The sequence below is a fragment of the Phenylobacterium sp. SCN 70-31 genome, assembly GCF_001724605.1.
Taxonomy (GTDB): domain Bacteria; phylum Pseudomonadota; class Alphaproteobacteria; order Caulobacterales; family Caulobacteraceae; genus Phenylobacterium.
In genome coordinates this window covers 37,369-62,917 of the sequence record NZ_MEEX01000021.1, presented here as the reverse complement: position 1 = coordinate 62,917, position 25,549 = coordinate 37,369, and the positions used below count along the sequence as shown (strand labels likewise).

General features: G+C 70.1%; 23 protein-coding genes and 1 tRNA gene. 16 read left to right on the top strand and 8 right to left on the bottom strand.

Annotation, left to right across the window (positions count from 1 at the left end):
* Positions 1-225: 225 nt before the first annotated feature.
* Positions 226-1,284, top strand: a complete 1,059-nt coding sequence (locus ABS78_RS15710) for a serine hydrolase domain-containing protein (protein WP_293381255.1) — start codon at positions 226-228, stop codon at positions 1,282-1,284.
* A gap of 47 nt (positions 1,285-1,331) precedes the next feature.
* Here ABS78_RS15710 and ABS78_RS15705 read toward each other — a convergent pair.
* Positions 1,332-1,405 (bottom strand) — tRNA-Cys (locus ABS78_RS15705).
* 110 nt (positions 1,406-1,515) lie between these two features.
* On the opposite strand from ABS78_RS15705, the gene ABS78_RS15700 reads away from it, so the two are divergent.
* From ABS78_RS15700 to ABS78_RS15670, 7 genes are all read left to right on the top strand, one after another.
* A complete protein-coding gene (locus ABS78_RS15700; protein WP_293381252.1) occupies positions 1,516-2,079 on the top strand; it encodes a protein-L-isoaspartate O-methyltransferase in 564 nt (187 codons plus the stop codon).
* Between the two features lie 173 nt (positions 2,080-2,252).
* Complete coding sequence (locus ABS78_RS15695) at positions 2,253-3,824, top strand: TolC family outer membrane protein (RefSeq protein WP_293381250.1); 1,572 nt, start codon at positions 2,253-2,255, stop codon at positions 3,822-3,824.
* Between the two features lie 82 nt (positions 3,825-3,906).
* A complete protein-coding gene (locus ABS78_RS15690) occupies positions 3,907-4,473 on the top strand; it encodes a DUF2497 domain-containing protein (RefSeq protein WP_293381247.1) in 567 nt (188 codons plus the stop codon).
* Between the two features lie 195 nt (positions 4,474-4,668).
* A complete protein-coding gene (locus tag ABS78_RS15685; RefSeq protein ID WP_293381244.1) occupies positions 4,669-7,332 on the top strand; it encodes a valine--tRNA ligase in 2,664 nt (887 codons plus the stop codon).
* Between the two features lie 113 nt (positions 7,333-7,445).
* Positions 7,446-7,892, top strand: coding sequence for a DUF1801 domain-containing protein (locus tag ABS78_RS15680; RefSeq protein WP_293381241.1), 447 nt, complete (start codon positions 7,446-7,448; stop codon positions 7,890-7,892).
* A 3-nt stretch (positions 7,893-7,895) separates the two neighbouring features.
* Positions 7,896-8,288: a DUF1801 domain-containing protein gene (locus ABS78_RS15675; RefSeq protein ID WP_293381238.1), complete on the top strand. Its 393-nt coding sequence runs from the start codon at positions 7,896-7,898 to the stop codon at positions 8,286-8,288.
* An 81-nt stretch (positions 8,289-8,369) separates the two neighbouring features.
* Complete coding sequence (locus tag ABS78_RS15670) at positions 8,370-8,645, top strand: hypothetical protein (protein ID WP_293381235.1); 276 nt, start codon at positions 8,370-8,372, stop codon at positions 8,643-8,645.
* A gap of 44 nt (positions 8,646-8,689) precedes the next feature.
* On the opposite strand, the gene ABS78_RS15665 is transcribed toward ABS78_RS15670, so the two are convergent.
* Both ABS78_RS15665 and coaD read right to left on the bottom strand, forming a co-directional pair.
* Positions 8,690-9,277 carry a hypothetical protein gene (locus tag ABS78_RS15665; RefSeq protein WP_293381232.1) on the bottom strand — a complete coding sequence of 196 codons (588 nt, stop codon included), beginning with the start codon at positions 9,275-9,277 and terminating at the stop codon, positions 8,690-8,692.
* A 275-nt stretch (positions 9,278-9,552) separates the two neighbouring features.
* Complete coding sequence (coaD, locus tag ABS78_RS15660; protein ID WP_293381229.1) at positions 9,553-10,095, bottom strand: pantetheine-phosphate adenylyltransferase; 543 nt, start codon at positions 10,093-10,095, stop codon at positions 9,553-9,555.
* Positions 10,096-10,247: 152 nt separating this feature from the next.
* Here coaD and ABS78_RS15655 point away from each other — a divergent pair, with 152 nt between their 5' ends.
* Complete coding sequence (locus ABS78_RS15655; RefSeq protein ID WP_293381226.1) at positions 10,248-11,684, top strand: S41 family peptidase; 1,437 nt, start codon at positions 10,248-10,250, stop codon at positions 11,682-11,684.
* Positions 11,685-11,758: 74 nt separating this feature from the next.
* On the opposite strand, the gene ABS78_RS15650 is transcribed toward ABS78_RS15655, so the two are convergent.
* Positions 11,759-12,571 carry a PEPxxWA-CTERM sorting domain-containing protein gene (locus tag ABS78_RS15650; protein WP_293381223.1) on the bottom strand — a complete coding sequence of 271 codons (813 nt, stop codon included), beginning with the start codon at positions 12,569-12,571 and terminating at the stop codon, positions 11,759-11,761.
* Positions 12,572-12,816: 245 nt separating this feature from the next.
* Here ABS78_RS15650 and ABS78_RS15645 point away from each other — a divergent pair, with 245 nt between their 5' ends.
* Together ABS78_RS15645 and ABS78_RS15640 are read left to right on the top strand one after the other, a co-directional pair.
* Complete coding sequence (locus ABS78_RS15645; protein WP_293381220.1) at positions 12,817-14,571, top strand: class I adenylate-forming enzyme family protein; 1,755 nt, start codon at positions 12,817-12,819, stop codon at positions 14,569-14,571.
* Between the two features lie 10 nt (positions 14,572-14,581).
* Positions 14,582-15,316 carry a TlyA family RNA methyltransferase gene (locus ABS78_RS15640; protein WP_293381344.1) on the top strand — a complete coding sequence of 245 codons (735 nt, stop codon included), beginning with the start codon at positions 14,582-14,584 and terminating at the stop codon, positions 15,314-15,316.
* Between the two features lie 130 nt (positions 15,317-15,446).
* On the opposite strand, the gene ABS78_RS15635 is transcribed toward ABS78_RS15640, so the two are convergent.
* Positions 15,447-16,079, bottom strand: coding sequence for a glycine zipper 2TM domain-containing protein (locus tag ABS78_RS15635; protein ID WP_293381217.1), 633 nt, complete (start codon positions 16,077-16,079; stop codon positions 15,447-15,449).
* 274 nt (positions 16,080-16,353) lie between these two features.
* On the opposite strand from ABS78_RS15635, the gene ABS78_RS15630 reads away from it, so the two are divergent.
* Positions 16,354-17,577 carry an RNA methyltransferase gene (locus tag ABS78_RS15630; protein ID WP_293381341.1) on the top strand — a complete coding sequence of 408 codons (1,224 nt, stop codon included), beginning with the start codon at positions 16,354-16,356 and terminating at the stop codon, positions 17,575-17,577.
* 33 nt (positions 17,578-17,610) lie between these two features.
* Here ABS78_RS15630 and ABS78_RS15625 read toward each other — a convergent pair whose 3' ends face one another.
* Positions 17,611-18,687, bottom strand: coding sequence for a PA0069 family radical SAM protein (locus tag ABS78_RS15625; RefSeq protein WP_293381214.1), 1,077 nt, complete (start codon positions 18,685-18,687; stop codon positions 17,611-17,613).
* 202 nt (positions 18,688-18,889) lie between these two features.
* Here ABS78_RS15625 and ABS78_RS15620 point away from each other — a divergent pair, with 202 nt between their 5' ends.
* Positions 18,890-19,249 carry an argininosuccinate lyase gene (locus tag ABS78_RS15620; protein ID WP_293381211.1) on the top strand — a complete coding sequence of 120 codons (360 nt, stop codon included), beginning with the start codon at positions 18,890-18,892 and terminating at the stop codon, positions 19,247-19,249.
* 86 nt (positions 19,250-19,335) lie between these two features.
* Positions 19,336-19,782 (top strand): cell wall biosynthesis glycosyltransferase, encoded by a 447-nt coding sequence (locus ABS78_RS15615; protein WP_293381208.1) that lies wholly within the window; start codon positions 19,336-19,338, stop codon positions 19,780-19,782.
* On the opposite strand, the gene ABS78_RS15610 is transcribed toward ABS78_RS15615, so the two are convergent.
* Together ABS78_RS15610 and ABS78_RS15605 are read right to left on the bottom strand one after the other, a co-directional pair.
* Positions 19,690-21,300: a lytic transglycosylase domain-containing protein gene (locus ABS78_RS15610; protein ID WP_293381205.1), complete on the bottom strand. Its 1,611-nt coding sequence runs from the start codon at positions 21,298-21,300 to the stop codon at positions 19,690-19,692. The two genes, ABS78_RS15615 and ABS78_RS15610, sit on opposite strands and share 93 nt — an antisense overlap.
* A 76-nt stretch (positions 21,301-21,376) precedes the next feature.
* Entirely contained in the window at positions 21,377-22,222 is an 846-nt protein-coding gene (locus ABS78_RS15605) for a uracil-DNA glycosylase (RefSeq protein ID WP_293381202.1), read from the bottom strand.
* An 84-nt stretch (positions 22,223-22,306) separates the two neighbouring features.
* Between ABS78_RS15605 and ABS78_RS15600 the strand changes: the two genes are divergently transcribed.
* Together ABS78_RS15600 and ABS78_RS15595 are read left to right on the top strand one after the other, a co-directional pair.
* Positions 22,307-23,719, top strand: a complete 1,413-nt coding sequence (locus ABS78_RS15600) for a M48 family metalloprotease (protein ID WP_293381198.1) — start codon at positions 22,307-22,309, stop codon at positions 23,717-23,719.
* A 133-nt stretch (positions 23,720-23,852) separates the two neighbouring features.
* Positions 23,853-25,511 (top strand): electron transfer flavoprotein-ubiquinone oxidoreductase, encoded by a 1,659-nt coding sequence (locus ABS78_RS15595; RefSeq protein WP_293381195.1) that lies wholly within the window; start codon positions 23,853-23,855, stop codon positions 25,509-25,511.
* The last annotated feature ends 38 nt before the right edge of the window (positions 25,512-25,549 follow it).

Here is a 25,549-nt window from a genome sequence, read left to right as displayed (position 1 = left end):
GCCGGATGGCGAAGCCGGGGCTGACATATGACATTCGTAAATTAAATGTGCGCCGTCTGCTGGACGGTACGTATGGCCCGCTGCCGCGGACGCCGCTCGCAGAGAGGCTTGGCGAGAAGGGTGCGGGATAGCTCCGGGCTATCGCGCGAGACCCTGTCGCCGGGGCGCGAGAGGTCGGACGCCGGGATAGCCTGCGCCGTCCGCCACTTTCCGCCGAGGATGACGATGACCGCCCGCAAGCACACCCTCGTTCGCGCCGCCGCCGCCGGGGCGCTCGTCCTGGTCATCGGCGGCCAGGCCGCCGCGGCAGATCCCCCGCCCGCCCTGCGCACGAAGCTGGAGGAGGTGGTCCGCTCGGGGCCGCCGGGTCTGACCGCCATGATCCTGAAGGACGGCGAACTGCTCTACCGGCTGGATGTCGGGACGATCGCGCCCGACGCGCAGCTGCCGGTCGCGTCGGCGTCGAAGTGGATGACCGTCGCCCTGATCATGACCCTGGTGGACGAAGGCAAGCTGAGCCTGGACGAGCCGATCGGCCGCCGGCTGCCGGATTTCCAGGGCGAGGCCGCCGCCATCACCCTGCGCCAGATTCTGTCCTACACCGCCGGGCAGGGCGACCTGACCGGCTTCGTCGACCTCAGCCAGGATTCGGGCGTCACGCTGGCCGAGTCGGCCCGCCTGATCGCGGCCCGTCCGCTGAAGGACCGGCCTGGTTCGACCTTCCGCTACGGCGCGCCCTCGTTCCAGGTGGCCGGAGCCTTGGCCGAGCAGGTCACGGGTAAGTCGTGGGCCCAGCTCTTCCAGGAGCGCATCGCCGGGCCGCTGGGCCTGAAGCGCACCGCCTGGGGCTATCCCACCCGCCCCCTGGACCCAGCCGGCGTCCGCAATCCCAACCTCCAGGCCGGGGTCTGGACCACGGCCGCGGACTATACGGCGTTCCTGCACATGCTGGCTGGGCGCGGCCAGGCGAACGGCGTGCGCATCCTGTCCGAAGCCGCCTTCGACGAGATGGAGCGCATTCAGACCGCGAACGCCGACATGGCCTACAAGCCGCCGGGGGCGACTCGCCTGAACGCCTATGCGCTGGGCAACTGGTGCGAGACGGTGAAGGCCGACGGCGCCTGTGGCCTGGTGTCGAGTCCGGGCGCCTTCGGGACCTATCCCTGGCTCGACCGCGACAGCGGGCTCTACGGTGTCTTCTTCCTCAAGGACCGCCTGCCCAACGTCGCCGCCGGGCTGGTCGAGGCGCGCAGCATCGTTCTCGAGGCGGAAAGCCGCCCGTAGTCCGGCGAGGGCTGACGGGCCGACGCGTCGGGAAGGGGCGGGGAGGTTGGAGGCCTGACCGGGAATCGAACCCGGGTTCACGGATTTGCAGTCCGGTGCGTCACCACTCCGCCATCAGGCCGCCGAAGTGAGCGGCGGTGCTAACAGAACGGTCCTTCGGCCGCAATTGCCTTCCGGCCGCGTGCGCCTATAACGCGCCGCACAAGGCTTCTCCGCGCCCAGGGATTTTCGATGTCCGATTTCACCGCCGCTCGTCTCAACATGGTGGAGAGTCAGGTGCGCACCCAGGACGTCACCGACGTGCGCATCCACGACGCCATGCGGAAGGTGGCGCGCGAACGGTTTCTGGCCGCCGACAAGGGGGCGCTGGCGTACGCCGACATCGAGGCCGAGTACGCGCCCGGCCGCTGGCTGCTGAAGCCGCGCGACGTCTCCAAGCTGCTCCAGGCGTTGCGTCCCATGCCGGGCGAGCGCGCGCTGGCGATCTCGGCGCCCTACGCGGCCGCGGTGCTGGAGGATCTGGGCTGCGCGGTCGTCCAGGCCGACGCCGGCGAGGCGATTCCCGCGGGGCCGTTCGACATCGTGATCTGCGAGGGCGCCGTGACCCGCGCGCCCGAGGCGTGGACGGCGGTGCTGGCCGGGGGTGGCCGCCTGGGCGTGGTCGAGCGCGGCGGGGCGGTCGGTCAGGCCGTGCTCTATGTGAAGGCCGCCGACGGTTTCGGACGCCGCGACCTGTTCGATGCCTTTCCGCCCGTGCTGGCCGGCTTCGAGCCGGCGCCCGGCTTTGCGTTCTAGTTCGCTTTCCGGCCCCGGTCCTGAAACACCCTCGAAACGCCCGGATGAGAAGGTGGGGGTGAAAAAAGCTTAAGGTGACGCGGCTTGGAGCAGACGGCAGAGCACGGCATACAAGGTTGAACACTGCACGGGTTCCAAGAGGACTGCGTCTCTCGCGAGTTCGGGGATAAAGAATGTCGATGACCTTCCGCGGCCGACTCCTGGCCGCGACCGTGTGTGTGGGCGCCCTGTCCGCCGCGACTCTGGCGGCCGCGCCTGCGCAGGCCGAGACCCTGGCCGACGCCATCGCGCTGGCCTACCAGAACAACCCAACGCTCCAGGCCCAGCGGGCCACCCAGCGTGCGCTCGACGAAAGCTACGTCCAGGCCCGCAGCGGCTGGCGGCCCACGCTGGGGTTGGCGGGCAGCGCGCGCTGGAGCGAGAATCAGACGCCGTTGCGTGGCCGTGGTCAGGACTTCGACGGTGACGGGATCCCGGACACGCCCGGCGCGCTCGTGGGCGGCGCCAGCCGCAGCAATGTGGGACAGGCGGCGCTCACCTTCAGCCAGCCCCTGTGGACAGGCGGCCGCGTCGCGGCGGCCGTCAACGCCGCCAATGCCGATGTCCTGGCCGGACGCGAGACCTTGCGCCGGGTGGAGGCCCAGGTGATCGTCTCGGTCATCCAGGCCTATTCCGACACCCGCCGCGATCAGGAGACGCTGCGCATCCGTCAGGAGAACGTCAGCGTCCTGACCCGCCAGCTTGAGGAGTCCCAGGCGCGCTTCGATGTCGGCGAGGTGACCCGCACCGACGTGGCCCAGTCGCAGGCGCGGCTCTCGCAGGCCCAGGCGCTCTATCAGCAGGCGGTGGCCCAACTCGCCATCACGCGGGCCAGCTATGCGGCCCTGGTCGGGCAGAATCCCGGAGACCTGGCGCCGGAGCCCTCGCTGGCCTTCCTCCTGCCCGGCGACCCCGACGAGGTCTTCCAGGCCGCCGAGGAATTCAATCCTCAGCTTCGCGCCCAGCAATACACGGAGATGGCCAGTCGAGCGCGTCTGGCCGGCGCCCGCGCCGAGCGCATGCCGCAGGTTTCGGCCCAGCTTCAGGTCGGCCACCAGGGTGTCGTCGACCCCTGGGATCCCCGTGAAACCTGGGGCCGGGGATATTCGGCCACGGTCAACGCCTCGGTGCCCCTGTTCAACGGCGGTCTGACCACCTCGCGCGTGCGCGCCGCCGCCGAACGCAACAACGCCGACCGGATCACCATCGAAGGCGTGCGCCGCAACGTCCTTCAGGCCGCCACTCAGTGGTGGAGCCAGCTCATCGCCGCCCGCGCCAACATCGCCTCCAGCGAGGAGCAGGTGCGGGCCGCGCGTATCGCCGCCGAGGGCACGCGCCAGGAGCAGCAGGTGGGCCTGCGCACCACCATCGACGTGCTGAACGCCGAGCAGGAACTTCGGCAGGCCGAGCTGAATCAGGTCAGTTCGCGCCGCGACGAATACGTGGCCGCCGCCAACGTGGTGGCCACCATGGGACGGCTGGAGGCGAAGCACCTCATTCCCAGCGAGCCGCAGTACGACGCCGCGAAGAACTTCCGGAAACTGCGCATCACCTGGGGCTGGGTCCCGTGGGAGGAGCCGATCGGCGTGATCGACCGCCTGCTGACCCCGTTCCCCTCGAGCGCCCCGTCCGAGCCGAAGGATCAGGCGCCCGTCGCGCCCGGCCTCCAGCCGGCGCCGGCCGTCGCGCCATCGGCGCCCCGTTGACGGAGCGGCGCCCTCAGAAATTGCACGATGGGCCGCTGGCGCTTAGGCTCGGGTTCCGAGATTCAACCGTGGCGGCAGGCTGATGTCCGAGCAAAGCTCTCAAGAACCGACCATGGAGGAGATTCTCGCCTCCATCCGTCGGATCATCTCCGAGGACGAGGCTCCGGCCGAAGGCGGCCCTGAGCTGCCTGCAGCCGAATCGGAACCCGTGCCCCTCAAGGGCGACGCCGACCCGCTGCCGATTCCCGAACCTGAGCCCGAACCGGCGGTGGCGGGAGGCTTCGAGCCGGCGCCCGACCTCGACGACGATGATGACGATCTGGAACTGACCCAGCGCGTGGAAAGCCACGGCGACCTGGATGTGGTCGCCGTCGGGCCGGAGCCGGAGCCGGAGCCCCAACCGGTCGCCGCGCCGCCGCCCGCTGCGGACGGTCTGGTGAGCGCCTCGGTGGCGGCCGCGACAGCGGCCACCTTCGGCCGCCTGTCGTCCAGCCTCCTGATGCCCGCCGAGGGGCGCACCCTGGAGGATGTGGTCCGCGAACTTCTGCGCCCGCTGCTTCAGCAATGGCTCGACGACAACCTGCCGTCGATCGTGCAGCAGGCCGTCGAGGCCGAGGTCGAACGCATCGCGCGCGGCCGAGTACGCTAGGACGACCCTGTTGCTCCCTTCCAGGGGAAGCTGACCAAGGAACCTTCCGCTCGGGCGATATGATCGTCCGCCGTGGCGCTGGGCAAAACGCGCCCGCGGCGCCTATTGAGTGGAAGTCCCTACGGCGCTTCGCGCCACCTCCCGCGACGGGGAGGAATTGCGGTACTGCCGCGGCTCGTTCAGAAGACCTCCGCCATGCTCGACAAGACCTTCGACCCCAAGTCCGCCGAACCGCGCCTCTACGCCGCGTGGGAAAACTCGGGTGCGTTTTCGCCCACCGACGACCCGGCCGCCGAGCCGTTCTCCATTGTCATTCCGCCGCCGAACGTGACGGGCTCGCTGCACATCGGGCATGCGCTGAACAACACCTTGCAGGATGTGCTGATCCGCTTCGAGCGCATGCGGGGCAAGGCCGCGCTCTGGCTGCCCGGCACCGACCACGCCGGCATCGCCACCCAGATGGTGGTCGAGCGCCAACTCGCCGAACGGGGCAACCGCAGCCGCCGCGACATGGGCCGCGACGAGTTCGTGGCCAAGGTCTGGGAATGGAAGGCCGAGTCCGGCGGGACCATCGTCAACCAGCTCCGCCGCCTTGGGGCTTCGTGCGACTGGAGCCGTGAGCGCTTCACCCTGGACGAGGGCCTTAGCGCCGCCGTCCGCAAAGTGTTCGTCCAGCTCCACAAGGAGAAGCTGATCTACCGCGACAAGCGGCTGGTGAACTGGGACCCCCACTTCCAGACCGCCATCTCGGACCTTGAGGTCGAGGCGCGCGAGGTGGACGGCCACTACTGGCACTTCGCCTATCCGCTCGAGGACGGCTCGGGCGAGATCGTGGTGGCCACCACCCGGCCCGAAACGATGCTGGGCGACACCGCCGTGGCGGTCCATCCGTCCGACGAACGCTACAAGGCCCTGGTCGGCAAGGCCGTGCGCCTGCCGATCGTGAACCGGCCGATCCCGATCATCGCCGATGAGTATCCCGATCCGGAAAAGGGTTCGGGCGCGGTGAAGATCACGCCGGCCCACGACTTCAACGATTTCGCCGTCGGCAAGCGTCACAACCTGCCGATGATCAACCTCTTCGACGACTTCGCGAAGATCAACGACAACGCCCCGCCGGAATATCGCGGCCTGGACCGGTTCGTGGCCCGCAAGAAGGTGATCGAGCAGTTCGAGGCCCTGGGCCTGCTGCGAGGGATCGAGAAGACGAAGCATACCGTGCCGCATGGCGACCGTTCGGGCGTGGTGGTCGAACCCTATCTGACCGACCAGTGGTACGTCGCCGCCGACGTCCTGGCCAAGCCCGCCATCAAGGCGGTGGAAGCGGGCGACACCGTCTTCGTGCCCAAGCATTGGGAGAAGACCTATTTCGAATGGATGCGGAACATCCAGCCCTGGTGCGTCAGCCGCCAGCTCTGGTGGGGTCACCGAATCCCCGCGTGGTATGGTCCGGATGGTAAGGCCTTCGTCGAGGAGACCGAGGCCGAGGCGCTGAAGAAGGCCGAAGAACACTATGGCCGGCCGACGCCGCTGAAGCAGGACGAGGACGTCCTCGACACCTGGTTCTCGTCGGGCCTGTGGCCGTTCTCCACCATGGGCTGGCCGGAAAAGACGGCGGACCTGGCGCGGTTCTACCCGACCCATACCCTGATCACGGGCTTCGACATCATCTTCTTCTGGGTCGCCCGGATGATGATGCAGGGCATCCACTTCACCGGCGAGGTCCCGTTCAAGCGGGTGTTCATCAACGCCCTGGTCCGGGACGCCACGGGCGCCAAGATGTCCAAGTCCAAGGGCAACGTCATGGACCCGCTGGACCTCGTGGACGAGTTCGGCGCCGACGCCCTGCGCTTCACGCTCACCGCGATGTCGGGCCAGGCGCGCGACATCAAGCTGTCCAAGCCCAGGATCGAGGGGTACCGCAACTTCGGCACCAAGCTTTGGAACGCCACGCGCTTCTGCCAGATGAACGGCTGCGCCCGCGCCGAGGGCTTCGACCCTGCGGCCGTCACCGCGCCGCTCAACCGCTGGATCGTGGGCGAGACGCAGCGCACGGCCGCCGCCGTCACCACTGCGTTGGCCGGCTGCGGCTTCGACGAGGCGGCGAACGGGCTCTACCGCTTCATCTGGAACCAGTTCTGCGACTGGTATGTGGAGTTGGCCAAGCCCCTGCTCACCGGCGACGACGCGGCTGCGAAGGCCGAGACCCAGGCCACGGCCGCCTGGGTTCTGGACGTGATCCTGACCCTGCTTCACCCGGTCATGCCCTTCATCACCGAAGAGCTGTGGGAGCAGACCGCCGACCTGGGCGCCGCGCGCAAGCACGGCGGCTTCCTCATGACCGCGCCCTGGCCCGACCTTCCGGAAAATCTGGTCGATCCGGCTGCCGACGCCGAGATCGGCCTCATCATCGAGACCATCACCGAGGGCCGCTCGGTGCGCCAGGGCTTGAACGTGCCGCCCTCCGCTCAGCCGCCGCTGCTCGTGGTCGAGGCCTCCGGCGCGCAGCAGGCGGTGCTTGAGCGCAGCGCCGCCCTGATCGGTCGCCTGCTGCGGGTCTCGGAGGTTCGTGTCGTGGATGCGGCTCCGGCCGGTGCGATCCCCTACGTGGTGGCGGGCGCGACTCTGGCCCTGCCGGTGGCCGAATTCATCGACATCGCCGCGGAACGCGCACGCCTGGGCAAGGAGGTCGCCAACCTCGCCGCCGATATCGACCGCACCGCGAAGAAGCTGGCCAATCCCGACTTCGTCGCCCGCGCGCCCGAGGAGGTGGTCGAGGAGAACCGCGATCGCCTCGCCGACGCCCAGGCCGCCCGCGACAAGCTCCAGGCGGCGCTCTCGCGCCTCGAGGGCGTCTGACAGCATTTCACCAGCGATGGGGGAGGGCGGCGGGCCTGGAACCGAGGCGAAGAGCAGGCGGCGGGGCTTCCGGCTCAGGTTGCGGCCACGCCCCATCGCGGCCACTGTGCCGCATGGCCCCCAAGTCCGACGCGCCCAAGTCCGACGCCCGAAAGCCTGACGCTCCCAGGCGGCTCTCCGGCGGCAATCCCCAGATCGCCAAGGGCTACGGCGACGCGTCGGTCCAGGCCTACATCGACGCCATGCCCGACTGGACGCGCGACGTCGGTCGCCGTCTCGATCGCCTCATCACCGCCGAGGTTCCCGGCGTGTGCAAGGCGGTGAAATGGAACTCGCCTCTCTACGGCCTGGAGAAGGACGTCTGGTTCCTGAGCTTTCACGTCTTCGCGAAGTACGTGAAGGTGGCCTTCTTCCGCGGCCGGTCGCTGACGCCCATGCCCCCGGTCGCCTCCAAGAGCCAGGACACCCGCTATCTCCACATCCACGACGGGGGCTTCGACGAGGCCCAGGTGGCCGACTGGGTGCGGCAGGCCTGTCGGCTGCCCGGCGAGAAGATGTGACGCATGGCCGCCTCCGAACCCGACGCCCCCGCGACGCTCATCGACGCCCGCATCACTGCGCTCGCCGACTGGCGCGGCGAAACCCTGGCCCGCGTCCGCGCCCTGATCCACGAGGCCGTCCCGGACGTGGTCGAGGAATGGAAGTGGCGAGGCGTGCCGGTCTGGTCCTGCGGCGGGATCCTCTGCACGGGAGAGACCTACAAGGCGGTGGTGAAGCTCACCTTCGCGCAGGGCGCGGCGCTGCCCGATCCCTCGGGCCTGTTCAACGCGAGTTTGGAGGGGAAGGTGCGCCGCGCCATCGACCTGCGCGAAGGCGATCTCCTCGATGCCGGGGCCTTCCAGTCCCTGATCCAGGCCGCCGCGGCGTTCAACGCGACGAAGCAACGCCGTTGCTGAACGGGTGAACGCCGCGACGTCGTTGCAACGACCGCTGGGCGCCGGCGTTATGTCGGCCACCCACGGAAGGACATCCAATCCATGGCTCAGACCGACACGGAGCGTCTCGCGGCGATGGTTCACGCCAACGACAAGCTGCTGAAGGGCCTCACGGTCCTGCTGGCGCTTCGCGACGAGCATCTGCTGGAGGACCTGCGGGCCGTATTCGCCGGAATCCTGAGCGAGAGTCGCGAGATGGCCAGTGGAAGCAATGCGACCTGGGACCACCTGCGCCACGAACTCTCCCTCATCACGGCGCTGGTCGAGGGCGACGATCCCGACCTCGCAGAGGGGTCGAACGAGGGGCGGGTGAACTGACAGGATGGGCCCCTGGACGGGGCCGTCGCAGGCGTTCGGCCCCGTTACGGCGTCTGTTCGAACAGCGGGAAGGCGGCGGCCGGGATCTGCGCGGTATGCAGGCCGTTCGTGATCCAGGCTTCGGCCATCCCCGTCTGTGCGTGAAAGCGCAGATTGAACTGGGCGTCGGGCAGGCTGGGTCCCACCGCGCCGTTCAGGGTCGGGTCGTGCGGATGGAAATTGTGGTTGTGGACACCGGCCAGGACGGTCCAGCCCGCCGCGTGGTCACGCGCCGCCGGTTCGGCCGCCGGGCCGACACGCCCGATCCCGTCGAAATTCGCGGTGTAGAAATAGACCCGCAGCCGCGCCCCGTCCGGGCTGCGCAACACGAAGGCCATGAACTCGGTCGGCGACGCGAAGGTGTCGATCCGGTCGTCCTGGGCCTTTTGCAGCAACTTCTGAAGGCAGGTGGCCGGCCGCACCCAGGCGCCGGCATGCCGCGCCACGAGGTCGTTGTTGCGGCCGGGGTTCGCCCGCAGCGGGCGTAGGGGATCGGTGTCGCCCACGGCCGCCGCGGCCCGCCGGCGGAAAGCCTCGTAGCCTGCGGGCTCGGCTTCGGAGGCGAACACCGGCGCATCATCGAATTCCCACATCTGCAGCAGCTTCGATCCCGCCGCATGCGGCTCTCCCTCGGCCATCAGCACGGAGGGTGACGTGGGGAAGGCGCAGGTCTGGGATCCGATGGCCTGCGCCGGGACGGGGCCACATGCGATAGCCAGGCTTGCGACCAGCCCCGCCACGCGTGCGAACGGGCCGAGGATCTGCGGACCCGTCGCCGCCTTTCCGTCATCTCCCGTCGGAACCCGCCGGGCCGGCCGAGCCCTCACGCAAACCTGCCGCCCCGGGTCGCGGTCCAACGGTCCGCGGCTCACGGCCGATCTCGTCGTGCGCGAAACGCCGCTTCCACCGAGGGTAGGACCAGCCAGCCGATATCCTCGCCCACGGCGTCCAGTTCCTTGGCCGTGCTGGACGAGACGTGGAGGAACTGGGTGTCGCAGATGAAGTGGACCATGGGGATCGTAGGGTCGATCCGCTCGGCCAGGCCGTGCAGGTTGAACTCCTCGTTGAAGTTGGTGGCTTCACGCAGTCCGCGCACGATGTGCGTCGCCCCGATCGCCCGCGCATATTTGATCAGACTCTGGTTGGCGTACTCGCCGATCTCCAGCGCCCCGTCGAAAAGGGGGACGTCGTCGGCGGCCGCCGCCTCCGGCCAGAGCTCGATCACCGAACTCCGAATCAGCCGGAGGCTCTCCTCGACGCCAAAGGCGCGTTGCTTGCGGACGTTCGTACCCACCGCCACGTGGACGGCGTCGAATGTGGCCAACGCCTTGCGCACGATGTCCAGGTGACCACGCGTGACCGGATCGAACGATCCGGCGTAGAGCGCCTTGGTCCGTGCAGCCTTCTGCATCTCCGCCTCGCCTGTGGTGGAGAAGCAGGGTTCATCTTGCCGGGGCCGGACGCAAGTCGCAGTGAATTTTCTTCCTCCCGCAGTGCGGTCGCGCGCTCTTCGCACGCCGCTGCTGCTGCGCTAGCCTCGACGCTTCGGATTGCGGGAGATGCATGAAACAGCTCATCGGCCTTGTGCTCGCGTGCGCCGTCGGCATCGCTCCGACCGGCGTCTTCGGCGCCGAACCGGCCCTCCAGCCCCGCGCTGTCCAGGCGGATCTGGACGCCCTCTACCTCGGTCTCCAGGCGGCGCACTACGATCTCTTCGCCCATCGCACCCGCGCGGAGTACGACCAGTTCCATAAGGTGCTCTCCGAGCGGACGACGAAGCCGATGGACCGGCTGGAGGCCGCGATCCTGCTTCAGCGCTTCACGGCCTTCGGGCGGGTGGGCCATGCGCGCATCGATGCCCCCATGACGGCGTTCGTACGGCGGCTGGGGGAGGGCGGCTGGTTCCTGCCGCTCTTGATCCGCGTGGACGAGGGGAGGGTGCGGCTCACCGCCTACGCCGACGCCGAGGGGCGCCTGGCTCCCGGTTTCGAGCTGCTGACATTGAACGGCGAGCCGATCGAGGTCTGGATGGAGCGGGCCGGCGTGCTGATCTCCGCCGAGCGGCCCTACATGACCCACGCCCTTCTGGAGCAGGCGTTTGCGCCGACGCTCTGGCTCCTGTTGGGGGAGGTGGACCAGGCCGAGGTGACGGGGCGGGATCCGGAGGGCCGGCTGGTCCGCGCGCAGGTTCGCGCGGTCACCGCGGCCGAGCGCCGCGCCCTGGCGGCGCGCGCGCCGCGTCTGGCGGTCGATTTCAATTCGCGCGAGTTCCGGATGCTGGACGATCGCGTCGGCTATCTGCGGCCCGGCCCCTTCGGTCAGACGCCGGGCGAGGCGCCGGACGGCTTCCACCGGTTCGTCGACGAGAGTTTCGGTCGTCTCCTCGACTCCGGCGCGACGGACCTGATCCTCGACCTGCGGAACAACCCTGGGGGCGACAACGGCTTCAGCGATCCCATGGTGGCCTGGTTCGCGGACCGGCCGTTCCGCTTCGCCGCCAGTTTCCGCCTCAGGGCCAGTCCCCAGGCCAAGGCCTGGTACCGCCAGAGGCTGGCGGACGGCGGCGGCGGCGACGATTCGACGCTGTCGGCCCTGGCCCGCGCCGAGGCGGCGCAGCCGGACGGCGCCCGCTACGATTTCGACCTGCCGCTCAATCCGCCCCGCCCGGCGCCGAGGTTCGAGGGCAAGGTCCATGTCCTGGTGAACCGCCACAGCTACTCGAACGCCGCCTCGGTCGCCGCGCTGATCCAGGACTACGGCTTCGGGGAGATCATGGGCGAGGAGACCGCCGACGTCCCCACGACCTATGCGTCCATACTGTCGTTCACGCTGCCTTCGGGCGTCGTCGTCACCTATCCGAAGAGCCGGATCGTGCGTCCGGACGGGGACGAGCGGCTCCAGGGCGTGACGCCCGACCATACGCTGGCGCGCGAGCCGATCGCGACCGCGGCGGACATTGTGCTCGAGCAGGCCCTCCTGCGGGTCCGCGGACGGAACTGAGCGTCTGGCCGAGCGCGTCTGGCCGAGCGCGTCTGGCCGAGCGCGCCGGGCCTAAGCCACGCGCCCGGCCATCGTCAGCCGAACGCCACGCGGTCACGCCGCCGAAGCATGGCGCCCGCCGCGCCGAAGCCCATGATCAGGAGCGCCCATGTGGCGGGTTCCGGCACGCCCGCCACGACGCCCAGCGCCTGGCTCGAACCGACCAGGCCGATGTCGGTCGGGCCGCCGGCGAAGCTGCCGCGCAGGTATGACACGCCGGGACCGTCGGGCAGCCTGTCGATCGACTGGCCGTATCCCCAGATGAGGTTCGTGGCCCCCGGCGGGCCCGAGGTGACCGTCACGTTGACGAAGCCCGGCGCGGAGAACCAGGTCCCGCCGGCGACCAGGCCGTAGTCGGCAAAGAAGGGGTTCCACGCCGCGGCCTCGCCGGCCGCGGTGCCGTACCAGCCCGAGCCCAGGCTGACGTAGGCGTTGCCGCCGCCGTCCATGTAAGCGCCGAGCGCGGCGAACTGCGGCGCGCTGAAGCCCTGTCCGAAGTGGAAGACCGCGTCGTAGGCGCTGGCGGTGGCCAGGTCGAAGGTCGCCGAGGTCGCCACCGTCTTGCCCAGGCCGGTGAGTTGCGCGGTGAGCTGGCCGAGCTGTCCCAGGGGCACGTTGCCGTTCCCGGTCAGCAGCAGGTAGTTCGAGCCGCCGAAGGTCGTGACCAGATCTTTCACGAACGCCTCGGTGCCCGCCTTGTAGACGGCGTCGTAGGCGTAGTCGCTCAGCGTCCATTCGTCGCCGGACGCCACCAGGACGCCTGCGTGCGCGGCGTTTCCGAACCCGGCGCCCAGGCCGATCGCGCAGGCTCCCGCCAGCCCGCACATGAAAGCGTTGAACGTCCGCATTCCCACCACTCCGAAACTTGCCGCGCTTTTGAAGATCTGAGTCGGTCTAGATTGTCGTCGGCCCGGTTTGATCCCCCACTTGGGGGTGCTGGTGCGGCTTGGGGACGCGAGAAAGGGCCGCCGACGGAGACGCGGCGCGCTTCGCCGAACGCCGTCCGCGGTTTGCCACTGACGCTGGGTTATGCTTGATCACCTTACGTGACGTCCGGGATCACTCCGGGCGCGTGTTCGGGAGATACGCTCATATGACCGAGGCCGCGTTGCCGTCCGGCTGGCCCGCCATGACCATTCAGCAGGCCCACGCCCTTTTGGGGCAACCGGGGCTGCCGACCGAAGTCGCCGAGGAGACGATCCGGGGCGTCACCGTCAAGGTCTGGAAGAATCAGCCGCCGACATTGCGCGCGGTGGTCGAACTGGCGAAGGGCTTCGGCGACAAGGTCTTCCTGGTCTACGAGGACGAGCGGGTCACGTTCGACGCCTTCCACCGCGCCGTCGCCGCCTTCGCCGCCGAACTGGCCGGGCAGGGCGTGGGCAAGGGGGATCGGGTCGCCGTCATCATGCGCAACGTGCCCGAATGGGTCGTGGCCTTCTATGCGGCGGCGTCGCTCGGGGCGATCGTCACGCCGCTGAACGCGTGGTGGACCGGTCCGGAGCTGGAGTACGGCCTGACCGACTCGGGCGCCAAGGTCGCGGTGATGGACGCCGAGCGCTACGAGCGTCTCAACGAGCATTTCGCCAACTGCCCCGACCTCAAGCGGGTCTATGTGAGCCGCGAGCCGGACGAGATCGCCCATCCCTATGTCGTCAAGCTGGAGAGCGTCCTGGGCGGCGCGAACGACTGGGCGGGCCTGCCCGACGCGGCTCTGCCGACGGCGGACGTCGGGGCCGACGACGACGCCACCATCTTCTATACCTCGGGCACGACGGGACGGCCGAAGGGGGCGCTGGCCACCAACCGCGCCATCAACACCAACATCATCACCGCCGGGGCGGCCGGCGCCCGGGTGTTCCTGCGCAAGGGCGAAATGCCGCCCCAGCCGGATCCCGACGCGCCGCAACGGTCGGCCCTGCTGTCGGTGCCGTTCTTCCACGTCACGGGCTGCTTCGCGGTGCTGAACCCCACGCTGTTCAGCGGCGGCAAGCTGGTCCTGATGTACAAGTGGGAGCCGATCCGCGCGTTTGAACTGATCGAACGCGAGAAGGTCACCCTGGCCGGCGGCGTGCCCACCATCGCCTGGCAGCTCCTGGAGCATCCGGCGCGCGACAACTACGACCTGTCGTCGCTGGAGAGCGTTTCGTACGGCGGCGCCCCCTCGGCGCCCGAACTGGTTCGTCGCCTCAAGGAGGTGTTCCCCAAGTCCCAGCCGGGGCAGGGGTGGGGCATGACCGAGACCTGCGCCACGGTCACCTCGAACGGCGGCGAGGACTACCAGAACCGGCCCGACAGCTGCGGCCCCGCCGCCGCCGTCGCCGAACTGCAGATCCGCGATCCGGCGGACGGTGTGACGATCCTCGCGCCGGGCGAGGTGGGCGAACTGTGGTCGAAGGGGCCGATGAACGCCCGCGCCTACTGGAACAAGCCCGAGGCGACGGCCCAGACCTTCGTCGACGGCTGGGTGCGCACCGGCGATCTCGCGAAGCTGGACGAGGAGGGCTTCTGCTACATCATCGACCGCGCCAAGGACATGCTGATCCGCGGCGGCGAGAACATCTACTGCGTCGAGGTCGAGAACGTCCTCTACGACCACCCGTCGGTGATGGACGCGGCTGTCGTGGGCGTGCCGCACCGCATCCTGGGCGAGGAGCCGGCCGCGGTGGTCACCCTGAAGCCGGGGGCCGAGGCGACCGAGGCCGAGCTTCGCGCCCACGTGGCCGAGCGGCTGGCAGCCTTCAAGGTGCCGATCGCGGTGAAGTTCTGGCACGAGACCCTGCCGCGCAACCCGAACGGCAAGATCCTGAAGAGCGAACTCAAGAAGCTCTTCGAATCCGAGACCGCTTGAGGGCCTGAGGCTGCGGCAGAGGGCCGATGTCCTGCTGGTGGCGCGCGGCCTCTTCGAGAGCCGCGCCAAGGCCCGCGCCGCCATCGAAGCCGGGGGCGTCACGGCCGGAGGCCGACCGGTGGCCCGGGCGTCGGAACTGCTCGATGCGGATGTGGAGATCGTGGCCCGGCCGGCCCATCCCTGGGTGGGCCGTGGCGCGCTGAAGCTGGTTCATGCGCTGGACCTCTGGCCGGTCGGGGTGGCCGGGCGCGTCGTCCTGGACGTCGGCGCCTCGACAGGCGGCTTCACCGAGGTGTGCCTGGCCCGCGGCGCGGCGCGGGTCTACGCCGTGGACGTCGGCCGGGGCCAGCTCCATCCGCGGCTCTCGGGCGACGCGCGCGTGGTCCGGCTGGAGGCCACCGACGCGCGGGACCTCACGCCGGCGCTGGTTCCCGAGCCGCCGGGCCTCATCGTCACCGACGTCAGCTTCATCTCGCTCGCCAAGGCGCTGCCTGTCGCCCTCGCGCTGGCAGCGCCGGGCGCCGACCTCGTGGCCCTGGTGAAGCCCCAGTTCGAAGTGGGGCCGGCGAAGGTGGGCAAGGGCGGGCTCGTGACCGATCCGGAGGCGCGCCAGGCCGCGCTGGAGGACGTGAAGGCCTTCCTCGCCGTCTCTGGCTGGACCGTGCGCGAAACCACCGACAGCCCGATCTCGGGGGGCGACGGGAATCAAGAATTCCTGCTCTGGGCGACGAATCCGGCCCGCTGATCCCGACGCCGCCCGAACACCGCCCGAAGCTTCCTTCGACGGCGCCCGCCGCACATCCGGCGCGCAAGAAAGAGGCCGCCCCGCTGTGCGGGACGACCCCAGGCTTGCTCGACTTGGAATGGAACCGGCGTCAGTCGACGACCGCGTAGCGGCCCGACGCGTCGCGACACACGCGCACGAAGCGCGACTGGGTGCGGCCGTCTGGCATGTAGATCGGGCTCTCCGCCAGGGTGCACCCGTCGGCGTCGGCGCCGCGGCTGTCGGTGCGATAGGGTGCGTCGCGGTGACGCCAATCCTCGTCGCGCGGGTCGGCGGCGCGATCGGCGTAGGCGTCGCGGTCGTAGTAGCCGGACGAGGCGGCCGGCGGCGGGAGCGGCGGCGGCGGGGCGGGCTCGTAGCGCGACGAGGCCGGATAGGCGCCGCCGTACTGCGAGTTGCAGGCCGCGGTCTTGTTGCCCACCACGCCGCCGGCGATGGCGCCCAGCAGGCCGCCCAGCAGGGCGCCTTCGGTTCGCGCGTTGCGGGCGGCGGCGTTCGAGCCGATGACCGCGCCCATGCCGCCGCCGATCAGCGCGCCGGCCGTGCCGCGCTGGTTCGCGTCGCGGCGGCAGGGGTCGTAGTTGTAGCCGGGCGAGCCGGGGCCGTACGCGCCCCCGTATGGCTGGGCGCTGGCCACGCCGGCGGGCAGGACGATCGCGGCCGCGAGCGCGAACGCCCCCACTTTGACGACAGCGGCCTTGGCGATGGCGGCTTGGACGGACATCCGGTATCCCTCTCTCGAAGCTCTCGGGTCGCTTACGGCGACGCTAGGGGCGAAGATGCGCCGCCGAACCTGAACGGCCGTTGAGAAACTCGTTCATGTTCGTTCATCCCGACTTAACCACGCCTTACCGCACCACATCTTGCCGACGGGGCCGCTCGTGAGATCCTCGAAGGCGCCGCAGCGCCGCCGTTCCGGCCAGAATCCGGGCCAGAATCCGGGCCACGGGCCTACCCGTCGTCCCGATCCGCGTCCGCCGCCTGGCCCGCCGCAGGAGATCCTGATCGAGGCCGTAGGCGGCGAGGGCGACGGGGTGGCCGCCGGCCCGATCTATGTCCCCTTCACCTTGCCCGGCGAACGCGTGCGGGTGACGGGCGGGGGCGACCGCCGCGACCTGGCCGAGGTGCTGGCCGCCAGCCCCGATCGCGTCGAGCCGCCGTGTCCCCACTTCGGCGTCTGTGGCGGCTGTGCGCTCCAGCACTGGGCGCATGCCCCTTATCTCGCCTGGAAGTCGGATCGGATCGTGCGCACCCTGGCTCGCGAGCGGATCGAGACCGAGGTGCTGCCCGTCTACGCCGCCGGACCCGGCGCCCGCCGGCGCCTCGCCCTGCACGCCCGCCGCGGCGGACCGGACGTCGCGCGCCTGGGCTACAAGGCGCGCCGCTCGTGGGACCTCGTCGAGGTGGGCGTCTGCCCGATCGCCGATCCCGCGCTCCAGGGCGCGATCCCCGCGCTGGCCCGGCTGGCCGCGCCACTGTTCGAGCATCCGAAGTCCGCGCCGACCCTGCATGTGACCCTGACGGCCACAGGCGTCGACGTGGAGATCACCGGTGTCGAGGCGAAAAGCGGCGGCCTCTCGGCCGATGCCCGCATGCGGATCGCCGAACAGGCCGCCGCCGCCGACTTCGCCCGGGTCACGCTGGCCGGCGAGGTGGCCTACATGGCGCGCACGCCGCAGGTGCGGCTGGGCCCGGCGACGGTGGCTCTGCCGCCGGGCGCCTTCCTCCAGGCGGCGCCGGGCGCCGAGGCGGCGATGACGGCGTTCGTCGGCGAGGCGGCCGCGGGTGCGGCGCGGATCGCCGATCTGCACTGCGGCGTGGGGACCTTCACCTTCCGTCTGGCCGCGATCGCCCCCGTCTACGCCGCCGACATGTCGGGCGAGGCGGTTTCGGCCCTGCGGGCGGCGCTTTCGACCGCGCCCGGTCTCAAGGGCGTCACCGCCGAGGCGCGGGACCTCGTCCGTCGCCCTGTCCTGGCCGACGAGTTGAGGAAGACGGACGTGGTGGTCTTCGACCCGCCCCGGGCCGGCGCCGCCGAGCAGGCGGCCGAGATCGCCCGTTCCGATGCGTCGCGCGTGGTCGGAGTCTCGTGCAATCCCGCCACCTTCGCCCGCGACGCCCGCATCCTCATCGACGCGGGATTCCGCCTGGACCGCCTTCTCCCCGTGGACCAGTTCCTCTGGTCGCCCCACGTGGAACTGGTGGGCGTGTTCAGCCGGTAGCGTCCGGATTGCGCCACGCGGTGGGTGCGAGGCTCAGCCGAACAGATCCAGTTGCCCGCCGGCCTGAAGCGGGACGCGGAAGCGTGAGAGGTCCGCGGGCGGCCAGCCGCGGTCCAGACCGTAGCGGCGGCGGGCGGCCTTGAAGCGGATCGAAAGCAGGTCGGCGATGGGGCCTTCGCCGCGCATCCTGCGACCCCAGGCCATGTCGTAGTCCTTGCCGCCCCGCATCTGGCGGACCAGCGACATGACGCGTCGGGCGCGATCCGGCTGGCCGGTGTCGAGCCACTCCCGGAACAGATCCTTGATCTCCAGCGGCAGTCGCAGGACGACATAGCCCGCGCCCGAGGCGCCGGCGCCGGCGGCGCGCTCCAGCACGGCCTCCATCTCGTGGTCGTTCAGGCCCGGGATGGCCGGTGCGAACATGACCGTCACGGGCACGCCGGCCGCGGCAAGCCGGGCGATGGCGTCCAGGCGCTTCGCCGGCGTGGCCGCACGTGGCTCCATCGAGCGCGCCAGCTTGCGGTCCAGAGTGGTGACCGAGATGGCCACCCGCGCCAGGTTCATCGTCGCCGCTTCGGCGAGCAGGTCGAGGTCGCGCACGACCAGCGCCGACTTGGTGATCACGGAGAAGGGGTGCCGGAACCGCAGCATCACCTCGATCACCCCGCGGGTGATCCGCTGGGTTCGCTCCTGCGGCTGATACGGGTCGGTGTTGCCGCCGATGTGGATCAGCTCGGGCTTGTAGCTCGGCCTGGAGAGTTCCCTCTCCAGGAGCCGGGCGGCGTCTGGCTTCACGAAGATGCGGGACTCGAAGTCGAGGCCGGGAGAGAGGCCCATATAGGCGTGGGAAGGCCGGGCGTAGCAGTAGATGCAGCCGTGCTCGCAGCCCCGGTAGGGATTGATGGAGGCCGAGAAGCCGACGTCGGGGCTGTCGTTGTGGCTGATGATCCGGCGGGCGCGTTCGACGCTGACCTCGGTGCGCAGGGGGGTCGCCTCGGCGTCGTCGCGCGTCCAGCCGTCGTCGAACGCCTCCCGCACCTCGGACTCGTAGCGGCCGCTGGCGTTCGAGCGGGCGCCGCGGCCGCGCATCGGGGGAGCGGTCTGAGACATGCCCGCAATCTAGGGCTCGAATTCGAACAAAACAAGAACATATGGTGCGCGCGCCGCGCGTCCTACGGGTGCGAGCGTGATTTCAGTATTCGGAGGTATAGATTCCATTATCCACATTCATGTGTGTCTCGATATTGGGAATTTACGGGATGGTTACGGCTGCCGTGGAAAACGCGGACATCACACAGAAGGTGGGACGAAAATGCTGAAACGTATCGTGGCCCTCTCGGCGCCTGTCGTGCTCCTGGCCAGCCCCGTCATGGCGGGCGATCAGGACTTCCAAGTCTACAACAAGACCGGATACACCATCTCGGAAGTCTATGTGTCGGCGTCGAACGCCGACGACTGGGAAGAAGACGTGATGGAAGCCGATGTGCTGGCCGACGGCGAGGCGGTGGACATCGAATTCGCCCGAGGCACGAAGGGCTGCCGGTTCGACCTGAAGGTGGTCTACGACGACGGCACGCCGGCGGTCTGGAACCGCCTCGACCTGTGCAGCGTCTCGAAGGTCACGCTGCGCTACGATCGCAACGCCGACCGCACCTGGGCCACGACAGACTGATCCTCGAAGCGATCCCGGCATGATCGGCGTCGGCTGACACGCGGCCGGGGCTTGACCGCCGCGGAGGAAGCACGGTCTGTCGGGTCATGCTTTCCGTGATCATCGATGCGCGGCGGGGCGCTCCGGAGCTGCCCGTCCTGCTGGCCCAGCTCACGGCCGGGGCGGTGGACGGGCTGGTGCGGCAGGTGCTTCTGGTCGCTGGCCCGGGCCAGGCCGGCATCGATCTGCTGTGCGAGGAGACGGGGGCCGAGGCGCATGACAGCCTGGAGGCCGCCGCTGCGGCCGCCAGGGCCGAATGGCTCGTCGTGGCGCCCGCCGACTTTCGCCTGCGCGACGGCTGGATCAAGGCGCTGGAGACGCATCTCGCGGCCGGTGGCGGCGCGGCCCTCGTGTCTGGCCTTGGGCCGGGTGGACTGCTCGGGCGTTCGCCCTGGGCGGTGCTAGTCGAACGACGCCGTCTGGAGCATCGCCGCGGCGCCGACCTGAAGCGGCTGCGGCGCGATCTGGGGCTGCGCCCCGTCCGGATCGGCTAGGGGCGTCAGGTCGAGCCGGGCGTCGATGCGGCGCGCGCCAGAGGCCAGCGCATCCAGGGTGCGCGTCTCCTCGCCGAACATGCGCTTGTACGTCCAGTATCCGGCCATGACCTTCTCGACGTAGTTGCGCGTCTCCAGCGCCGGCAGGCATTCGATGAGCAGCAGGGTGTCGTCGTCGCCGACCTTCTGGATGGTGCTCAGCACCGCGCCCGGCCCGCCGTTGTAGGCGGCGACCATCTTGAGCAGGTCGGGGCCCACGCCCCGGTCCATGAGATAGGCGAGGTAGTCCTGGCCGGCGCGAAGGTTGAGCGCCGGATCGAACAGGGTCCTGGGCCGCTTGACGAAGTTGCGGTCGCCGGTGGCCAGGGCCGCCGAGGTCGGCAGCAGCTGCATCAGGCCGCGAGCCCCGGCGTGCGACAGGGCCATCGGGTTGAACGCGCTCTCCTGGCGGACGATGGCGTAGACCAGCGCCTTGTCCATGGTGAAGCCGTTCCTGGGCGACAGCGGCGGCGCCTGGTAGTCGCCCAGGGTCAGATAGCCGCGACCCGAGCCGCCGTAGACCCCCGAGAGGCCGAAGTCGCTCAGCAGGGCGGTCCAGGCGTCGCGCTCCTCGCCGGTGCGGGCCAGGGCCAGGCCGGCGCGAATCTCCTGCCGGGCTTCCTCATGGCGGCCGATCTGGGCCAGGGCGGCGGCGCGGTGCGCCCGCAGTTCGCCGCCCAGCACCTCGACGGCGGGCCGGGTCGGCGGCCGGTAGGCCGCCAGGGTGAGTTGGCCGGTCGGCGCCTCGGCGATGCGGAGCAGGGCGGTCTGCCGCTCGGCGATCATGCCGTAGAAGGTGTGCGGCGCCTGGGCGGCCAGACGCAGGAAGCCGTGGGCCGAGGCGGTGTCGCCCATCATCGAGGCCGCGCGATGGGCCCAGTAGGCGCCGGCGGCGCGCTGCCACGGGTCTTCGTCGGTGTCGCGGGCCACCTGGGCGAAATAGTCCTGGGCCTGGGCGTAGTCCTGGAGCCGCCAGGCCGCCAGGCCCGCGATCCAGCGCTCGCCGACGTTGACCGCCAGGCGGAAGGCGGTCGGGGCGTCGCCGGAATAGAAGGCTTCGCGGGCGGGCTTCGTCACCTCGCTGCGCGCGGTGTCGACCAGGGCGACCTCGGGCGTGGGCAGCTGAGCGGCCTCGCCGGGCTTGCGCTTGTGGGCCAGGGAGAAGACGCGGTCGGCCAGGGGCAGGTCGCGGAAGCGTTCCAGCCATCCGGCCAGCTCCTCGAAGCTGGCCTTGTGCGCCGTGGGGTGCATGAGCGCGCGGAACGACAGATAGCCGTCCAGCGACCGGTCCTGGATTTCGGAAGCCTGGAGCTGGGCGCCCACGAAGTCGCCCTGTTCCACGGCCTGGAAGGCGGCGGTATAGGCGCGCGCGTCGGTGTCGGAGAGAGGCCTGGGCTGGGCCACGGCCGCAGTTGCGGCGAACGAGGCAGCGGCGAACAGGGACAAAGCCCCGACGCGCAGGCGCTTTTTGAGCGTCATGCCGTCCTATTCGCGTGCGAGGACTAACGTCCCCTGAACGCGAACCCCTTTTTCTCGAGTCCCACCGCGGGGCAGGCTAGTGGGGGCGGTCGGGGCGATCAAGCCTTTCGGTCAGGGTCAGCAGATCGATCCACGCCCTTTTCTTCGCGCCGGGCTGACGGAGCAGGAAAGCGGGGTGAAGTGTCGGCATTGCGGGCAGTTCCAGGGCGCCGTCGGCCGAGCGCCACTCGAACCAGCGACCGCGCAGGGACAGGATGCCTTCCTCGCGCTTCAGCAACGACTTGGCCGATGCGCCTCCGGCCAGCAGGAGCATGCGCGGCTGAACCAGCTGGACGATGCGTTCGAGGAACGGGGCGCAGACCGCCTGTTCGGCCGGGCTCGGGGTGCGGTTGCCGGGCGGCCGCCAGAACACGGTGTTGGTGATCAGCACCCGGCCCTCCAGCCCGGCGGCCATCAGCATCCGGTCCAGCAGCCGGCCGGCGCGGCCGACGAACGGTTCGCCGCGCGCATCCTCCTCGGCGCCGGGGCCTTCGCCGATCACCATGAGCGGGGCCTTGGGGTCGCCGCGTAAGACCACGGCCTTGGTCGCCGCGCCCTCGTAGCGGAGCGGACACCCCTCGAAGGCGGCGATGGCGGCGACCAGGTCCTCCAGGCTCCCGGCCGCGGCCGCGGCGGCCTGCGCCTGCGCGATAGCGGTTGCGACGTCCGGTCCGACGGGCCGGCCGCCGGGCGCGATCCGGCCCGCGGGGGCGGGGGCCAGGGCCGTGACCGGCGGCGGCGGCCTCGGTGGCGGCGCCACGCGCCCGGCCTCGATCCGGTCGACGGCTTCGTCGGCCAGAACCGAGTCGATGCCGGCTTCGGCCCAGAAGGCCAGCAGGCTTTCGGCCAGGCGGGCGTTGGAGGGTTCGGCGGCCGCCGACATTGGGCTGTTCACTCTCGGACAAGTCTGCGCCACTCTTGGCGCGAAGCGGGCGGCTTGTCAGCCCGGATGCGGAGCGAAGGCGGAATGCGGCGGGTGGAAGCTCTGGCGGCGGTGGTTCTGCTGGCGGCGCTTCCGTTGGGCGGGACGCCCGCGGCGGCCCAGCCGGCGCGCGAGCACATGGGCCTCGTGGCCAGCCTGGGCGGCGAGTTCGCGGGGCCTCAGGCCGACTATGTCCAGCGTGTGGGCGATCGCATGGCTCAGGCGGCGGGGATGCGCCAGCGCTGCATCTTCACCGTGCTGAACTCCGAGGTGGTGAACGCCTTCACCGCGCCGCCGGGCTGCTATGTCTACATCACCCGTGGGCTGCTCTCGATCATGAACTCCGAGGCCGAGTTGGCGGCGGTGCTGGGCCACGAACTGGGCCACGTGACCGCCAAGCACGCCCAGCGCCAGGAACAGGCCGAGGCGCTCAGCGGTCTGGCCGCGGCCTTGATCGGGGCGGCGACAAAGTCGGATATCGCGGGCGGCATCGCCGGCCGCGTGGGCAAGCTGGGGACGCTCAGCTATTCGCGGAACCAGGAGTACGAGGCCGACACCCTGGCGCTTCGCTATCTACCCATGGCGGGCTATGCGCCCGAGGGCCTGACGCGGGTGCTGGACGGCCTGCAGCGCGAGGACGCCTTCAACACCCAGACCACCGGGCAGGGCGGGGCGGCGACCCCGGCCTGGGCCCGCACCCATCCGCTGACGGGCGATCGGATCCAGCGGGCCGAGACGCAGGCCGCGCGGATCGCCTACGCCGAGGACCTGGCCCTGGACCAGCGCGCCTTCCTGGCGGCGCTGGACGGGATGCCGTTCGGCGACGATCCCGGCCAGGGGGTGGTGCGGGGCGGATCGTTTGTGCATCCGGCCCTGCGCATCCGCTTCGACGCGCCGCAGGGGTTCGCGTTGAGCAACACCCCGCAGGCGGTGCGGGTGGCCGGGCCGCAGGGCATGCTGGCCGAGTTCGCTCCGGGCCAGGCGCCGGCTTCGCAGCTTGAGGCTTACGCCGCCGCGGTGATGCGGGGGATCATCCGCCAGGGTCGCCACGAGTTGGGTCAGGCTCAGCGCACCACCATCAACGGCATGCCGGCGGTGGTGCTGCCCGCGCGGGCGCTGTCGGCCGGTCGGCCGGTGGACCTGACGGTCGTGGCCTACGCCGCGGGCGGAAACCAGGTCTATCACTTCGTCTCGATGGCGCCGGCCGGTCAGGCGGGCGTGTTCGACGGGATGTACGAATCGTTCCGCCGCCTTTCGGACCGCGACGCAGAGGCGGTGGGCGGGCGACGCATCGCGGTGGTCACGGTGCGCCCCGGCGACACGGCGGAGACGATGTCCGCGCGCATGCCGCCCGAGCGCGATCGGCTGGCCCGCTTCCTCATGCTCAACAACCTGCGACCGGGCGAACCCCTCGCGCCCGGCGCGCAGGTGAAGATCGTGACCGAAGGGCGACGGTAGCCGGCCGGCGCCGCAGACGCGAAGCGTTCGCGCTTGACCATCGCGGCGAGACCTCCCGATAAGACCCGGAATACTGGGGAGTCCAGACGACCGGGTGGCGCGCGTTCGCCCGGAAGACGCCGAGGGGAACACGATGAGCGAAGCCGTCCAGCGCGAAGCCATGGAGTACGACGTCGTCATCGTGGGCGCCGGGCCGTCGGGCCTGGCCGCCGCGATCCGTCTGAAACAGCTCTCGGCCGACCTGACGGTGGCGGTGGTCGAGAAGGGCGCCGAGGTGGGCGCGCACATCCTCTCGGGCGCGGTGATCGACCCGAAGGGGATCAGTGAGCTGTTCCCGAACTGGAAGGAGCTGGGCGCGCCGCTCGAGACGCCGGTGACCAAGGACAAGTTCGTGGTCCTCGGGCCGCAGGGCAGCCTGGATCTGCCGGTCTGGGCGATGCCCCCCTTCATGAACAACCACGGCAACTACATCGCCAGCCTGGGCAACGTCTGCCGTTGGCTGGGCCAGCAGGCCGAAGGCCTGGGCGTCGAGATCTATCCGGGCATGGCCGCTTCGGCGCCGGTGTTCGAGGGCGACAAACTGGTCGGCGTGGTCGTCGGCGAGTTCGGGATCGGCAAGGACGGCCAGCCGGGGCCCAACTACGAGCCCGGCATGGAGCTGCGCGGGAAGTACGTCTTCATCGGCGAAGGTGTGCGTGGCTCGCTCGCCAAGGTGCTCAAGGCCAAGTACGGCCTGTGCCGGGACGCGAGCCCCGAGAAGTACGGCATCGGCATCAAGGAGCTGTGGCAGGTCCCGGACGAGGTGTTCCAGCCCGGCCTGGCGATCCACACCCTGGGCTGGCCGCTCGACGACAAGACCGGCGGCGGCAGCTTCATGTACCACTTCGGGGACAACTACGTGGCCACCGGCTTCGTCGTGCACCTGAACTACAAGAACCCCTGGCTGTCGCCCTTCGACGAGTTCCAGCGCTGGAAGCACCACCCCGAGGTCGCCAAGTATCTCGAAGGCGGCAAGCGCATCGCCTACGGCGCGCGGGCCATCAGCGAGGGCGGCATCCAGTCGGTCCCGCAGCTCTACTTCCCCGGCGGCGTGCTGCTGGGCGACAGCGCGGGCTTCGTGAACGTGCCGCGCATCAAGGGCAGCCACAACGCCATCAAGAGCGGCATCATGGCCGCCGAGGCCGCCGCCGCGGCCATCGCCGCCGGTCGCGCCGGCGACGAGCTGGTCGAATACAAGCAGGCCTTCGACGCCTCCTGGGTGAAGAAGGAGCTGAACATCGTCCGCAACGCCAAGCCGATGCTGTCGAAGTTCGGCACCGCGCTCGGCACGGCGTTCTCGGGCTTCGACATGTGGTCGACCCACCTGCTGGGCGGCTTCTCGATCTTCGGGACGATGAAGCACACCAAGGGCGACGCCGAATCCACCGGCAAGGCCTCGGACTACAAGCCGATCGTCTATCCCAAGCCCGACGGCGTGCTGAGCTTCGACAAGCTGTCCAGCGTGTTCCTGTCGTCGACCAACCACGACGAGAACCAGCCGGCGCACCTGCATCTGCGCGACCCGTCGATCCCGATCGACGTGAACCTGCCGAAGTTCGGCGAGCCGGCGCGGCTCTACTGCCCCGCCGGCGTCTACGAGGTGCTGTACGACGACGCGGGCCAGAATCCGAAGTTCCAGATCAACTTCCAGAACTGCGTCCACTGCAAGACCTGCGACATCAAGGACCCGTCGCAGAACATCGACTGGACGACGCCGCAGGGCGGGGACGGGCCGAACTATCCGAACATGTAGGCCACGGCCGGTTCGCGTGTGGCGACTGGGCGCTTGCG

Excerpts from the sequence above, each read along its gene's own strand:
- ABS78_RS15710 (WP_293381255.1), top strand. The coding sequence starts at position 226 with ATGACCGCCCGCAAGCACACCCTCGTTCGCGCCGCCGCCGCCGGGGCG.
- ABS78_RS15700 (WP_293381252.1), top strand. The coding sequence starts at position 1,516 with ATGTCCGATTTCACCGCCGCTCGTCTCAACATGGTGGAGAGTCAGGTG.
- ABS78_RS15695 (WP_293381250.1), top strand. The coding sequence starts at position 2,253 with ATGTCGATGACCTTCCGCGGCCGACTCCTGGCCGCGACCGTGTGTGTG.
- ABS78_RS15690 (WP_293381247.1), top strand. The coding sequence starts at position 3,907 with ATGTCCGAGCAAAGCTCTCAAGAACCGACCATGGAGGAGATTCTCGCC.
- ABS78_RS15685 (WP_293381244.1), top strand. The coding sequence starts at position 4,669 with ATGCTCGACAAGACCTTCGACCCCAAGTCCGCCGAACCGCGCCTCTAC.
- ABS78_RS15680 (WP_293381241.1), top strand. The coding sequence starts at position 7,446 with ATGGCCCCCAAGTCCGACGCGCCCAAGTCCGACGCCCGAAAGCCTGAC.
- ABS78_RS15675 (WP_293381238.1), top strand. The coding sequence starts at position 7,896 with ATGGCCGCCTCCGAACCCGACGCCCCCGCGACGCTCATCGACGCCCGC.
- ABS78_RS15670 (WP_293381235.1), top strand. The coding sequence starts at position 8,370 with ATGGCTCAGACCGACACGGAGCGTCTCGCGGCGATGGTTCACGCCAAC.
- ABS78_RS15665 (WP_293381232.1), bottom strand. The coding sequence starts at position 9,277 with ATGTGGGAATTCGATGATGCGCCGGTGTTCGCCTCCGAAGCCGAGCCC.
- coaD (WP_293381229.1), bottom strand. The coding sequence starts at position 10,095 with ATGCAGAAGGCTGCACGGACCAAGGCGCTCTACGCCGGATCGTTCGAT.
- ABS78_RS15655 (WP_293381226.1), top strand. The coding sequence starts at position 10,248 with ATGAAACAGCTCATCGGCCTTGTGCTCGCGTGCGCCGTCGGCATCGCT.
- ABS78_RS15650 (WP_293381223.1), bottom strand. The coding sequence starts at position 12,571 with ATGCGGACGTTCAACGCTTTCATGTGCGGGCTGGCGGGAGCCTGCGCG.
- ABS78_RS15645 (WP_293381220.1), top strand. The coding sequence starts at position 12,817 with ATGACCGAGGCCGCGTTGCCGTCCGGCTGGCCCGCCATGACCATTCAG.
- ABS78_RS15635 (WP_293381217.1), bottom strand. The coding sequence starts at position 16,079 with ATGTCCGTCCAAGCCGCCATCGCCAAGGCCGCTGTCGTCAAAGTGGGG.
- ABS78_RS15625 (WP_293381214.1), bottom strand. The coding sequence starts at position 18,687 with ATGTCTCAGACCGCTCCCCCGATGCGCGGCCGCGGCGCCCGCTCGAAC.
- ABS78_RS15620 (WP_293381211.1), top strand. The coding sequence starts at position 18,890 with ATGCTGAAACGTATCGTGGCCCTCTCGGCGCCTGTCGTGCTCCTGGCC.
- ABS78_RS15615 (WP_293381208.1), top strand. The coding sequence starts at position 19,336 with ATGCTTTCCGTGATCATCGATGCGCGGCGGGGCGCTCCGGAGCTGCCC.
- ABS78_RS15610 (WP_293381205.1), bottom strand. The coding sequence starts at position 21,300 with ATGACGCTCAAAAAGCGCCTGCGCGTCGGGGCTTTGTCCCTGTTCGCC.
- ABS78_RS15605 (WP_293381202.1), bottom strand. The coding sequence starts at position 22,222 with ATGTCGGCGGCCGCCGAACCCTCCAACGCCCGCCTGGCCGAAAGCCTG.
- ABS78_RS15600 (WP_293381198.1), top strand. The coding sequence starts at position 22,307 with ATGCGGCGGGTGGAAGCTCTGGCGGCGGTGGTTCTGCTGGCGGCGCTT.
- ABS78_RS15595 (WP_293381195.1), top strand. The coding sequence starts at position 23,853 with ATGAGCGAAGCCGTCCAGCGCGAAGCCATGGAGTACGACGTCGTCATC.